The organism is Brumimicrobium sp., assembly GCF_048268645.1.
Taxonomy (GTDB): Bacteria; Bacteroidota; Bacteroidia; order Flavobacteriales_D; family Crocinitomicaceae; genus Brumimicrobium; species Brumimicrobium ulvae.
Genome location: NZ_JBLWVE010000001.1, coordinates 662,129 through 674,321, shown reverse-complemented (window position 1 = coordinate 674,321; position 12,193 = coordinate 662,129). Strand labels below are relative to the sequence as shown.

Sequence of the window (12,193 nt, the reverse complement as noted above, 5' to 3'; positions counted from 1 at the left end):
GTTTGTTTTTTATTAAAAAAGATTACTTCAGAATTAAAGCGGGGTTTAATCCTTTGTTTCAATAAGTTCTAAAATCTGAAAAACACCATTTTTCAAACCAATTTTCTCATGTTTTCGATTCCATATATAGGTTCGAATTTCGTGTTCATTGGGCTCCAATCTTTCCACTGCATAATTAAAGTTCAATAAGAACTCTTTTTTCTTTCCATGATACCATCGTTCGTTTGTATAGGAATGATTCACCACTTGATCATTTTCATCGAATGTAGAATAGGTCATTATAGCAAACTCTCGAAATTTATTTTCAGCTTCTACATCACCATGAATATGAAATTGTAGTTTTCTATTTCTTAAGGAGTCAGGAATAATAAAACTAACAAGAGATACAAATTCTTTTTGCGTTTCAGAAATGTTTAAAGGCAATTCATAAATCACTTTCTTTTGATAAGGAGATTTACGCTTATATGCGATGTGCGTACTCTCGGGGGTATGTGCTATAACATCATATTCATCCAAATTCTCAATTCCTTCAAGCAAAGGAGTCTTATGAATTGCTATATCTGTTACTTTATTGAATTCACGCCCAACAATAACGTAGTTATTCGAATCTACGCTTCTAGAATGGTGGGCCCATGTCAATTGCTGCATTGGATAAATAGAAATAGTTGAATAGCTATCTACATGTTTTTGTACTTCGTCGAAAAACGTTTGAGCCATTCGGTCATCTGGAGAAAATATCGAGGTGGAAAGATTCGTTTTAGGAATCATTACAATAGGAAAAAAGAGCATTCCTACAAGCATCCAATTCATAGCCTTAATTTCATTAAGCACAAATCCCATCATTAAAAGAAAAAGGGTAACCAAATACATGCCTACGCGATCCTCTGGATAGTTTACATCCATAAGTTTAGCCATCAGGAGAATTGCTGCACAATTTCCGAAGAGAAACCAAGCCATAAGCGTTGAAGACTTTCTAAAAAATTTGATTCCTCCTAAGCTTTTCCAACGGCGTACGAAATAGAAAATAAGTACAGCAATAAGTGCTAAGGAGGCATACTTCAACCAATCAGCATCATAGAAAATTACGTATCGCGATAAAGTTTTTCCTGTTACTTCCCAAAAACCATCTAAACTACCATAATACAAAGCTCCACTTTCCTTTAATTGAAGGCCATAAAAGATATTAGGAAGCATTGCTAATGCCAATAAGATATAATTTGAGACCAAGAGCAGGTGCTGTTTTATACTCAACTCCTTTTTATGGAGCAATTGCATCAATACAAATAGCAAACCCATTAAAATTAAGGACAGAATAAAATTGAGGTTAGCATAAACAGACAAGCCCATAAAGAATGAAGCCCAAAATGCCGACCTCAAATGAAGGTGAACAACAAAATCACGAACATAAGATAGTGAAAAGATGAAAAGCCCCATGGAAAGACCATAGCCTCTTGTATACGAGAAATAATCTAAGATAAAAGGAATACAAGTTGTGCCTAGAAGAATCAACATTTTGTTGAGGTCCGATTGAATGGGTTTGATCAAGCGATAAATTCCCCAGAAAAAAAGAATAAATGCAAAAACATTAGGTAAGCGAACAAAGAAAAACTGATCTCCAAAAATCAAATACATCCAATGCCCTAAAATGCTATTTAACCAATGATTATTGGCATCTAGCATTACATCAGGCCCCCAAAACAACCCCGATTCTATATAATAGAAAAAAGTTGCGGCCTCATCGTGAAGTGGTTCAAGGAAATAGGCGCGTAATAAAAGGTAGGTTATCAAGAGTCCAAAAAGCACCCATGTAAAAACAGGATAAATTTTGGACTCATTACTGTTCAAAGTATTCATTATTCTCTTTTTCTTACGGTTAATTGTTCAATTCTTTTCTCGAATTTTTCACCTTTAAAAATGCGTTGAACAAAAATTCCTGGGGTATGAATTTCATTCGGGTCTAATTCTCCTGCAGGAACGAGTTCTTCAACTTCTGCAATCGTAATTTTACCCGCCATTGCCATAACAGGATTAAAGTTTCTTGCGGTTCCTTTATAGATAAGATTTCCTTCTGTATCCCCTTTCCAAGCTTTTACGATTGCATAATCTGCAGTTAAAGCCGTTTCCAAAATGTGAGGTTTACCGTTGAATTCTCTTACTTCCTTCCCTTCGGCGACTTCTGTTCCGTATCCTGCTGGGGTAAAAAATGCTGGAATTCCTGTTCCTCCTGCACGACAACGTTCTGCCAATGAACCTTGAGGAATAAGATCTACTTCTAGTTCTCCTGAAAGCATTTGTCTTTCAAACTCGTCATTCTCTCCCACATAAGAAGAAATCATTTTTTTAATTTGTTTCTTCTGGAGTAATAATCCTAATCCAAAATCATCAACTCCTGCATTATTTGAAATACAAGTCAAATCTTTGATCCCCATTTTAACTAAGTGAGCAATCGTATTTTCTGGAATACCGCATAATCCAAAACCACCCAGCATTAAAGTCATTCCTGAGGCAATGCCCTCACATGCTTCTTCTACATTATTAACAGACTTATTCATACTACTATATATTTTTATATGCCAAATCCTGGATCGGCTTCTGAACCAGAAGTTTGGTTGTTATTTTGACAATTATACATTGAACTTGAAAAACCATAAGGTTCTTCAAAATCATCGGTTGAGATATGGATGTTTGGGTCTTTATAAACCTCTTGCATCATATATCCGTATATTGGTAGAGCCAAACGTGCTCCTTGCCCCCATTCCATCGAACGGAAACGAATGGCCATATCTTCAGCACCTACCCAAACACCCGTTACAAGGTCGGGCGTAAGCGCCATAAACCAACCATCTGAATTGTTTTGAGTTGTTCCTGTTTTACCCGCGGTAGGCTGAGTTATACCTCCCCAATCACCTCTCCAGGTTCCACGTAAGCTTGCTGCCGTTCCTTGTGTTACCACTTTTTGCATCATTTTCAATGTGGCATAGGCTAACTCCTCAGACATTGCTTCTCTCGCAATCGGTTGATGTTCATAAATTACATTTCCATTTCTATCCTCAATGCGAATAATAGAAGTTGGTTGAGTATAAATTCCACCATTCACAAAAGCAGATTGTGCCCCCACCATTTCCAATAAAGATAAATCCATTACTCCCAAGCACATTGCAGGAACAATATCCTCTTCACGAACATTAATATTCAAGTCCCTCATTAATTTTGCCACTGCTCGAGGACCAGCAACACCACCCATTCTTGACATTACGGAAACGGTTATATTGTTCATCGAACTCGCCAATCCTTTTTCAAATGCAACTGGCTTCCCGTCCATTTTAGACCCAGCATTCTTAGGACACCAAGACTTCATATCTTCAGGTCGTGATCCTGTTTGAACATCTACACAGTATGAAATATTTGGAGTGGTTTCACAGGGTGTAATCACACCAAACTGCATTCCTGCTGAATAAATAAAAGGTTTGATTGTCGAACCCACTTGTCTTTTCCCCTGAGCAACATGGTCGTAGGCAAAGTGATTAATATCTGGTCCTCCAACCCAAGCCTTAATGAAACCGGTTTGTGGTTCAACTGAAACTAAACCTGCTCGCATAATATTTTTATAATAGCGGATCGAATCATTAGGGGTCATAACCGTATCAATCTCACCATTCCAAGAAAAGACTTTCATTGTAGTCGCTTTATCAAAAGACGCTTCAATTTCACTATCGGGAATTCCAGCAGCTCTCATTTTAATATAACGTTCAGAACGTTTTCTTGCGCTGTTCATTAAGTTTTCAACAACATCTTCTTTTATATTGTAGGCAAATGGATAATTCTTTGACCTCAAATTATTTTTTGTGAATGGTTCTTGAATATTTTTCTTCAAGTGTTTCGTCAATGCATTTTCAGCATGCTTTTGAATATCGGCGTTAATGGTCGTATAGATCTTTAAACCGTCTTCATATATGCTGTATGCTTCTCCGTTTGGTTTTTTATATTTCAACTCACCATTGTCCAATTTTTCACTTAGAATATTAGAAATTGAACCCCTTAAAGATTCTCTAAAATAAGGTGCAAGACCTTCCTTATGATCAACTGTTTGGTAATCTGTTTGAATAGGCAAAACTTTCAAACTATCGTATTCTTCTTTGGTTATTTTACTGGTCAATGCAGGATTATCCTTAGCCGAGTTCTCATACCATTTATACAACACTGTGTTTCTTCGGGTAATGGCTCTTAGAGAGTCTTTTTCACGTTCTGCTCTCACCTCTTCGGCTGTAACTTTGTCTTTTGAAACATTATTTCTTCGGGCAATTCTATCTTCATAATTGGTTACTGTAAACCCGTATGGATTGTAAAGTCCGGGATTTTTACACATTCCTACCAAAATAGCCGCTTCTTCAGGGGATAATTCAGATGCTTTTTTATTGAAATAAACTTTTGAGGCACTCGAAATACCAACAGCATTGTATAGGAAATCGAATTGATTCAAATACATGGTCAGAATTTCATTTTTGGTGTATCTCTTTTCTAACCGAAGTGCAATTACGTTTTCCTTTACTTTTTCATAAAGTCGACGTTCTATACCGCTCATTTTTTCAAGTCGTTTCTGTTCTTCGGTTGGTCCGGCTCCAGATTGTTGCGCTTGCCTTCTTTCGTCTCTTTCTTTTAGGGTAAAAATTAATTTGGCCAATTGTTGGGTAACGGTGGAAGCTCCTCCCGCTTCTCCCATGTTAATAATGGCTCGTCCAACAGCTTTGATGTCAATCCCAGAATGTGTTTCGAAACGTTCATCTTCTGTTGATATGAGTGCTGAAATAACGTAAGGTGAAATTTCATTATAAGATACACTTGTACGATTCACCTTCCAATACTTACCTAGTTCAGTCACTCCATCATCAGCAAAGACCGTTGTTGCCAATAGTTCCTCTTGGTTTTCAAGCATAGAAACAGAGGGTAGAGATTCGTTATCTGTCTTAACGTATCTTAGATAAATAATTGAGAAAAAAGGAAGTAAACCAACAAGCCACAACAATACAATAAGACTTGTAGAGATGGATTTTTTAAATTTCGGTTTTTCTGTTTTTGCTTTTTTTGACATCAGTATACATTATAAAAGATAAATTTAAACATAATTGCCAAAATCTATCGGCGAACGCAATAGATTTATAATTTTTTCGCATCTAGTACAGTGAATCTCATTTCATAATAAATAAAAATCGCCTTGCTTTCACAAGACGATTTTCAGTTTTACTTATAAAAGCAATTTATTTTTTTCCTTTTTTTGCATCTTTAATGTACTGTTCAATAGCCAACGACATTGAAGGTACTTGTGGTTGCGGCGCATTGATGTCTAATCTAAGATTGTTATCCACAACTGCTTTTGCTGTTGTAGGTCCAAACGCTGCAATTAAGGTTTTATTCTGTTTAAAGTCAGGGAAGTTTTTCAACAATGATTCTATTCCAGAAGGAGAGAAAAACACCAAAACATCATACTGCACACTTTCTAAATCAGATAAATCTGAAGCTACCGTTCTGTACAATACAACTTTTTTATATTCAATTTTCTCTGCATCTAATGCATTTGGAATGCTGTCTCTCAAGATATCAGAACAAGGAAGTAAAAACACTTCTTTCTTATGTTTTTTGATAGCATCCATTAAATCATGGATGGTTTGTTTTCCATGAAAAATCTTTCTTTTTCTGTAAGTAACATACTTTTGCAAGTAATAAGCAACAGCTTCTGAGATACAAAAGTATTTCATTTCTGTTGGCACCTCAAACCTACACTCTTCAGCCATGCGGAAATAATGATCCACAGCGGTTTTAGAAGTTAAAATAACAGCAGTATGTTCTGCATAATTAACCTTTTGGTTTCTAAATTCAGACTTATCAACACCTTCAACATGAATGAATGGTCTGAAGTCAACTTGCAGATTATATTTTTCCGCCAAGGAAATATAAGGGTTCTTATTGCTCTCTGGCTCTGGCTGTGACACTAAAATCGTTCGAATACTCAAAATTTAGCAGTAATTTAGTTCCTTAATAACTCGAATTATCCTATAAAACCTGGTGATACAAGAAGATATACCGCAAGTATCGGCCAGATTTCCAAGCCGCAAAGGTACAAAATTATATAATACCACAACACTTTATTCTTAAGTGCTATAAATATACTTCTCACTATTCGTATAAAATGAAACAATAAAAACACAACAGTCAAGGTCTTAGGAAGGTAAGTTGACAATTCAGGATTAAGGATCCAAATAAATAAAATTGGAATCATCACAATTCCGATTGAATGCGTGGTAAAATTCAGCAATAAAAACAAATCCTTCAGTTTTTTCAATTCTCCGCTCAAGGTTCCAGCAATAAATAAAGCAAAAGATTGATAGAAGTAATAGGCCATTGGTAAAATCACCATCCAAGAATGACCCACCTTGAAATACACCAACAACATATACACTGTAATTCCAGAGACTGCAAAATAGTTTATTAATAGAATCCAGTTTGTTGCCCCAAAAAAACTTATTTCTCCCTTAGAAAAAGGAACAGAAGACGGAGCTTTAAAGAAGGCATCTTTAAGGTGAACAAAAACGAACTCTTTTTGAAACTTCAGGATGGAAATGATAGCAATAGAAAACAACAGGGCATAAATTATCCAGTAAGGAAATAATTGGTTACGTGCTATTAATTCTATCTCGTTCATTTTACATTCACACTATTTGTGGTATTGATTTCAAATCTATAAAATGAAACCCTCATTTGACATTAAAAATACAAAAATATAAGAAGCAATCTTTCTCTTCTTATAAATCTCGAAAAAGACGAGATAATTCTTTAAATTTGACCTTGAATTAAAAAGTAGAACATGAAGTCAGATTTATACACGCACCCGGATTACTATGGAATGGATGATTTACTCTCCGATGAACATAAGTTAATTCGTGATACTGCGAGAGATTGGGTAAAGAAGGAGGTATCTCCAATTATCGATGAACATTATGAAAACGCTACTTTCCCAATGCACATTTTAAGTGGCTTAGGAGAAATTGGTGCGTTTGGACCTTATATTCCTGAAGAATATGGAGGAGCAGGTTTAGACCAAATTTCATATGGTTTAATTATGCAAGAATTAGAACGATGTGACAGCGGTTTACGCTCCACAGCATCAGTTCAGAGTTCTTTAGTGATGTATCCTATTTACAAATATGGTTCAGAAGAGCACAAACAGAAGTTCTTACCGAAGCTTGCTTCAGGAGAGATGATTGGTTGTTTCGGACTTACTGAACCTGATCATGGGTCGGACCCAGGAAGTATGATTACCAACTTTAAAGATATGGGAGACCATTATTTATTGAATGGTGCGAAAATGTGGATTTCAAATGCTCCATTTGCAGACATTGCTGTAGTTTGGGCTAAAAACGAAGAAGGAAGAATTCACGGACTAATCGTTGAAAGAGGAATGGAAGGATTCTCAACTCCAGAAATGCATGGCAAACTATCTTTACGTGCTTCTGCAACAGGAGAGTTGATTTTTGAAGATGTGAAGGTTCCTAAGGAAAACCTACTTCCAGGAAGAAGTGGATTAGGTGCACCTTTATCGTGCTTAGATTCTGCCCGTTTTGGAATTGCATGGGGTGCTTTAGGTGCTGCAATGGATTGCTATGATCAAGCATTGCGTTATTCAAAAGAGAGAACACAATTTAATGTTCCAATTGGTGCATTCCAATTAATGCAAAAGAAGTTGGCTGAAATGATTACTGAAATCACAAAAGCACAATTATTAACTTTCCGTTTAGGTCAATTAAGAAACGAAGGTAAAGCAACTTCTGCTCAAATCTCAATGGCCAAACGTAACAACGTGGAAATCGCATTAAACATTGCACGTGAAGCAAGACAAATGCACGGTGGAATGGGAATTACTTCAGAATACTCAATGATGCGCCACATGGCCAACCTTGAATCTGTTGTAACTTATGAAGGTACACATGACATTCACTTGTTAATTACAGGAATGGACGTTACTGGAATTCCAGCATTTACCCGTGAAATGCCAGAAAAGAAATAAACATAAAAGAAAGATTTAAAGAAAGGACTGTTGCGATTAAGTGACAGTCCTTTTTGGTGAAGCACACTAAAAACACAAAATTCTTATTTCTTTTTGCAATTAATGAAGGATAATATTATTTTTGCAATCGCTTTGTTGTAATGACAACGCTTTTAGGTAAAATCTATACCGGTCCTATAACTCAGCTGGTTAGAGTATCTGACTCATAATCAGAAAGTCGCAGGTTCAAGTCCTGCTGGGACCACGTTAAAAAAGCACTTACAGAAATGTAGGTGCTTTTTTTATTTTAGCAGCTTTTAAGGAGACTCCTGTTCATATTCAAATTAAAATTCACTAATATTGATGGAGTAAACATTAACCCAGATAAAACCATTAATTGAATAAACTATGGAAATAACAGGAAAAATCAAACTGATTAAAGAAACACAAACGATTGGAGACAAGGGATTCCAAAAACGTGAAGTTGTGGTCACATTAGAAGAACAGTATCCGCAACACATATTGGTAGAGTTTACCCAAGACCGATGCTCCCTGTTGGACGGATTTAAGGTTGGACAAGACGTAAAGATCGGCATCAATATTAGAGGGAGAGAATGGATTAACCCAAAAGGTGAAGCAATTTATTTCAACACGATTCAAGGATGGAGAATTGAAGCATTAGGAGGACAAGCTCCGACTGCAGGCAATGATACCCCACCTCCTGCTCCTGCGCCAGTAGACTTAAGCGACGATGATGATGGGGATTTACCTTTCTAACTGAACCACTATAGACTGAAAGTGCCAAGGGGTTAGATCAGAATAAAATTCTCTAACGTCTGATAAAGTTTTTAAAAGACAAAACGAGATGCACTAATCCCGAGACCTGTCGGGAGGATAGTTTTAACTCTATTTGAAATCAATAAAAATTCCGCGCAAAAAAAAGCAAAACTTTCGTTTTGCTTTTTTAACTATTAAGGGTTTCGAAGAACTTAACGTAAGACAAAGTTAATTCTCACCTTTTTGGTTGAACGAACATTCTCTCCGTTTTTACTTCCTGGGATCCAATTAGGCGATGCTTTAACCACACGAATTGCTTCTTCTTGAAGTGCTTTTGGTAGGTTTTGGTTCAATACCTTAACATCAGTTACACTTCCATCGAGTTCAACAACGAAGCTCACGTAAGCTGTTCCTGACTCATTAAAGATTATACTTTCTTCGGGATACTTCAATTCTCCACCTAAAAATTCAGTCCAATTTCCATCAAATTTTGCTACAAAATCTGGATAATTTACAACTTCGGTCAAGGTAGGAGCATCCCCTATATTCACATTAAATGGGTCTACAATAACAGGATCTTTAGCCGTGCTAGAAATAACAATTTTCGGGTCTAGGTTCGAACTTTTAATCGGGTCAACATTCGACAAGAAATCATTAGGAACAATTGGTGTTGTTGGTGTTTGATTAGGAAGTTTTTGAACTTCTGGAATTTCGATGATGGGTTCATCGATTTTCTCTTCGAACACAACAGGCACTTCAGCAATTTGATCTACCGTGGTTTTTTTTGTTAAATAAACAGGTGTTTTGTAGGTAAACGCCATTAAAGTGACTGTTCCTACAATAAATAAACCCAACTGAAAATATACTTTTCTGTTGGGTTCTAATTCGAATTTTGGATTCTTGTTTTCCATCGTACTGTGTTTTATAATGATGATGAAAAAGAAGCAAGTATTGTACCAATCAAGGTAGACCTTTGCCAATCAATGTTTCATGGCGTAAAAAATCGACTATTGATCCAAAAGTTTAAATCCTTTACCATGAATATTCATGATTTCTATATTCTCATCTTCTTTTAAAATCTTTCTTAATTTGGCAATGTAAACATCCATACTACGTCCATTAAAGTAGTTGTCGTCTCCCCAAATCGCTCTTAAAGCCGCTTGTCGATCTAAGATTTGATTCTTGTTTTTCGCCAACAATTTCAACAACTGACTTTCTTTGGTCGTTAATTTATTCTCCTCTCCATCGATATTGATGATTCTTTTTTGAGGATCAAAAGTAAAGCGTCCAATAGTGAATGTATCATCCAATGGAGAATCATCCGTATTTGTTCGTTTTAGAATCGCTTCAATACGTGCGACCAATTCTTCCATACTAAATGGTTTCGTAAGGTAATCATCTGCACCAATAGCGAACCCTTCAAGTTTATCTTCCTTCATTGACTTGGCTGTAAGGAAAAGAATTGGAATTTTAGCATCAATTTGACGTATTTCTTTGGCTACAGTAAATCCATCCATCTCTGGCATCATTACATCAAGAATAACAAAATGATATGTGTCTTGATTGAATTTCTCAAGGGCCTGCTTTCCATCTCTTGCCAAATCCACCTTAAATCCTTTTGCTTTTATAAAAGACTCCAGCAACAATCCTAGGTTATTGTCATCTTCTGCTAAAAGTATTTTAATTGCGTTACTCATTTTCTTTTAAATTTTTAATTAGTAGTATAAAGGTTGTTCCTTCACCGTATTTACTTTTTACGTTGATCTCCCAACCCTGCATGTCAACAATTGCTTTTACATAGTTCAACCCTAGACCATATCCTTTAACGTTGTGAACGTTACCAGTAGGTACTCGGTATAATTTATCGAAAATTTTATCCAAATGTTCGTTCTTTATTCCAATTCCTTTATCTCGGACGGTTAAACGGTAATTTCCGTTGGATAACTTTTCAGTTTTTACTAAAATATCTACCTCGTCTTTACTGTACTTTATTGCATTATCAATTAAATTAGAAATCAAATTATTGGTGTGCACTGGATCACCTACAAATGGTAACAATCCCATTACTTGATCTAACTTTATTCCGCCATTGGTAATACGTATTTTTGCTTTCCCTACAACTTGTGATACAATTTCATTTAATTCTAATTGATCCTTTTTCATTTTAATGTCACCTCGATCGAGCACTGCACTTTTTAATATTTGCTCAACCAGACCTCCCAAGCGTTTGTTCTCTTCATCAATCATTTTTATAAAAGGAGCCATTGTGTTGGTACCTTCTTTATTCATATCTGAATCAGACATTGCTTCACACGCTAATGAAATAGTGCTTATTGGTGTCTTAAACTCATGGGTCATGTTGGAAATAAAATCACTTTTAACTTCTGCTAATCTTCGTTGGTTAAGAATTGTTTTAAACATCACATAAAACGAGATCACAATAAGAATCACTAACAAAATACTCACGGTTAAAGTCAACCACATCTCGTTAAACAAAACCGTATTCTTTTTTGGAAACTCAACATGGAGCATCAAGTCCTCATCAAAAATATTCCCAGGAAACAATCTTACTTTTTTAGTTTTCTCGGGATTGATAGAAAGATTATAGCGATCAGTATAAGATGGGAAGGTGACAATTTCATTTTCTTCATCAAATATCCCGTAATTAAAACTTGTTTCTAGTCCTTCTACTTCAAAAGTTTTTGAAATCATAGAATCCAAAAACGCCAAATTAATTCTCTCCGTAGGTTTAATTTGATCACTGTTTCTAAAAGCAGAAATCATCATTTCATTAATGTACTTCGACTTCTTAAATAAGCTGTTGATTACACGTTTATCCAATTGAAAAGCCAAGTCATTAGAATCTTGCTGATTCGTGGTCTTCGCTCCTTTTTTCATGTAAGTCGACAATTCACTGATGTCTCTTGCCAAAACACTATGTTTTGCGGTAACATGAGTTAAAGAATCATACGAATCTCCTGTGATATGAAGATATTTTACATCTCTACCGTCTTCATAAATCAAGGTGTCTTTTATAGAAACAGACTCTCTAACAGGCACAAGATTTTGAAACTCTTGCTTCAATGCCATTTTGTACTGTCCGCTAAAGTCCTTTCCAAAAAATGAGGTATAGCGTTCTAAGTCTGAAGCTTTTTCGTGACGAATAGCCACCTTAGACAAAACGTTATCCATGTGACTACTTAGTTCTTCAGACTTCTTTTCATACAACTGAAAAGCCTGATATAACTGCAGGAAAACCAACACCAAAGACGCGGTACTGATCAAGAATACTATATGTTTTAATTTAATCTTTCTCACTTTAGCGTTCTAAATTACTAGTATCTCTTGCTAATCCTGCTAGCTTAACCTTTTTTAACA

The 12,193-nt window shown here is 35.8% G+C and carries 10 protein-coding genes and 1 tRNA gene; 3 read left to right on the top strand and 8 right to left on the bottom strand.

Annotation, left to right across the window (positions count from 1 at the left end):
* Positions 1–45: 45 nt before the first annotated feature.
* The 5 genes from ACN0U3_RS02810 to ACN0U3_RS02790 all read right to left on the bottom strand — a co-directional run bounded on the left by ACN0U3_RS02810 (position 46) and on the right by ACN0U3_RS02790 (position 6,697).
* Positions 46–1,854: a hypothetical protein gene (locus ACN0U3_RS02810; protein WP_417265053.1), complete on the bottom strand. Its 1,809-nt coding sequence runs from the start codon at positions 1,852–1,854 to the stop codon at positions 46–48.
* Positions 1,854–2,552, bottom strand: a complete 699-nt coding sequence (locus tag ACN0U3_RS02805; RefSeq protein ID WP_299206362.1) for a CoA transferase subunit A — start codon at positions 2,550–2,552, stop codon at positions 1,854–1,856. The genes ACN0U3_RS02810 and ACN0U3_RS02805 overlap by 1 nt, the downstream gene beginning before the upstream one ends.
* Positions 2,553–2,566: 14 nt before the next feature.
* Positions 2,567–5,089 (bottom strand): transglycosylase domain-containing protein, encoded by a 2,523-nt coding sequence (locus tag ACN0U3_RS02800; protein ID WP_417265052.1) that lies wholly within the window; start codon positions 5,087–5,089, stop codon positions 2,567–2,569.
* 166 nt (positions 5,090–5,255) lie between these two features.
* Positions 5,256–6,008: a uroporphyrinogen-III synthase gene (locus ACN0U3_RS02795; protein WP_299206358.1), complete on the bottom strand. Its 753-nt coding sequence runs from the start codon at positions 6,006–6,008 to the stop codon at positions 5,256–5,258.
* Positions 6,009–6,043: 35 nt separating this feature from the next.
* Positions 6,044–6,697 carry a DUF4271 domain-containing protein gene (locus ACN0U3_RS02790; protein ID WP_417265051.1) on the bottom strand — a complete coding sequence of 218 codons (654 nt, stop codon included), beginning with the start codon at positions 6,695–6,697 and terminating at the stop codon, positions 6,044–6,046.
* A gap of 162 nt (positions 6,698–6,859) precedes the next feature.
* Here ACN0U3_RS02790 and ACN0U3_RS02785 point away from each other — a divergent pair, with 162 nt between their 5' ends.
* The 3 genes from ACN0U3_RS02785 (at position 6,860) to ACN0U3_RS02775 (ending at position 8,815) form a co-directional block, all read left to right on the top strand.
* The gene (locus ACN0U3_RS02785) at positions 6,860–8,059 is read left to right on the top strand and encodes an acyl-CoA dehydrogenase family protein (RefSeq protein WP_299206354.1); all 1,200 of its coding nucleotides are present in this window, start codon (positions 6,860–6,862) and stop codon (positions 8,057–8,059) included.
* A gap of 170 nt (positions 8,060–8,229) precedes the next feature.
* Positions 8,230–8,303, top strand: a tRNA-Ile gene (locus ACN0U3_RS02780).
* 143 nt (positions 8,304–8,446) lie between these two features.
* The gene (locus ACN0U3_RS02775) at positions 8,447–8,815 is read left to right on the top strand and encodes a DUF3127 domain-containing protein (protein WP_299206351.1); all 369 of its coding nucleotides are present in this window, start codon (positions 8,447–8,449) and stop codon (positions 8,813–8,815) included.
* Between the two features lie 212 nt (positions 8,816–9,027).
* Here the strand turns inward: ACN0U3_RS02775 and ACN0U3_RS02770 are convergent, their stop codons facing one another.
* From ACN0U3_RS02770 to ACN0U3_RS02760, 3 genes are all read right to left on the bottom strand, one after another.
* Positions 9,028–9,726, bottom strand: a complete 699-nt coding sequence (locus tag ACN0U3_RS02770) for a TonB family protein (protein WP_417265050.1) — start codon at positions 9,724–9,726, stop codon at positions 9,028–9,030.
* 96 nt (positions 9,727–9,822) lie between these two features.
* Positions 9,823–10,512, bottom strand: a complete 690-nt coding sequence (locus ACN0U3_RS02765) for a response regulator transcription factor (protein WP_417265049.1) — start codon at positions 10,510–10,512, stop codon at positions 9,823–9,825.
* The gene (locus ACN0U3_RS02760; protein WP_417265048.1) at positions 10,505–12,133 is read right to left on the bottom strand and encodes a sensor histidine kinase; all 1,629 of its coding nucleotides are present in this window, start codon (positions 12,131–12,133) and stop codon (positions 10,505–10,507) included. The genes ACN0U3_RS02765 and ACN0U3_RS02760 overlap by 8 nt, the downstream gene beginning before the upstream one ends.
* Positions 12,134–12,193: the final 60 nt, after the last annotated feature.

Bases quoted from the DNA above. Each gene is read 5' to 3' on its own strand.
- ACN0U3_RS02810 (WP_417265053.1), bottom strand. From the start codon at position 1,854: ATGAATACTTTGAACAGTAATGAGTCCAAAATTTATCCTGTTTTTACA.
- ACN0U3_RS02805 (WP_299206362.1), bottom strand. From the start codon at position 2,552: ATGAATAAGTCTGTTAATAATGTAGAAGAAGCATGTGAGGGCATTGCC.
- ACN0U3_RS02800 (WP_417265052.1), bottom strand. From the start codon at position 5,089: ATGTCAAAAAAAGCAAAAACAGAAAAACCGAAATTTAAAAAATCCATC.
- ACN0U3_RS02790 (WP_417265051.1), bottom strand. From the start codon at position 6,697: ATGAACGAGATAGAATTAATAGCACGTAACCAATTATTTCCTTACTGG.
- ACN0U3_RS02785 (WP_299206354.1), top strand. From the start codon at position 6,860: ATGAAGTCAGATTTATACACGCACCCGGATTACTATGGAATGGATGAT.
- ACN0U3_RS02775 (WP_299206351.1), top strand. From the start codon at position 8,447: ATGGAAATAACAGGAAAAATCAAACTGATTAAAGAAACACAAACGATT.
- ACN0U3_RS02770 (WP_417265050.1), bottom strand. From the start codon at position 9,726: ATGGAAAACAAGAATCCAAAATTCGAATTAGAACCCAACAGAAAAGTA.
- ACN0U3_RS02765 (WP_417265049.1), bottom strand. From the start codon at position 10,512: ATGAGTAACGCAATTAAAATACTTTTAGCAGAAGATGACAATAACCTA.